General features: G+C 45.9%; 1 rRNA gene. It reads right to left on the minus strand.

The window, feature by feature from the left end:
* Positions 1-169: 169 nt before the first annotated feature.
* Positions 170-242: ribosomal RNA gene (locus KNQ07_RS16055) — 16S ribosomal RNA — on the minus strand; the annotation flags it as partial.

Consider the following 242-nt stretch of genomic DNA (forward strand, 5'->3'; position numbering starts at 1 on the left):
CTAGCATTTTGGTATTCTAAGAACACACGTCTAATGACATGGTTATAAAAAGTTTGATGTCTTGTTGATGTCTTCAGTTTTCAAGGTGCAAGTGTCTCTATCGAGACGTTGAGAGACGAGCTCTCAAAACTGAACGATGGGCATGTCCCGTACGGGACGTTTTCCTTAGAAAGGAGGTGATCCAGCCGCACCTTCCGATACGGCTACCTTGTTACGACTTCACCCCAATCATCTACCCCACC

The sequence above is a fragment of the Exiguobacterium sp. s145 genome (assembly GCF_018618835.1).
Taxonomy (GTDB): domain Bacteria; phylum Bacillota; class Bacilli; order Exiguobacteriales; family Exiguobacteriaceae; genus Exiguobacterium_A; species Exiguobacterium_A artemiae.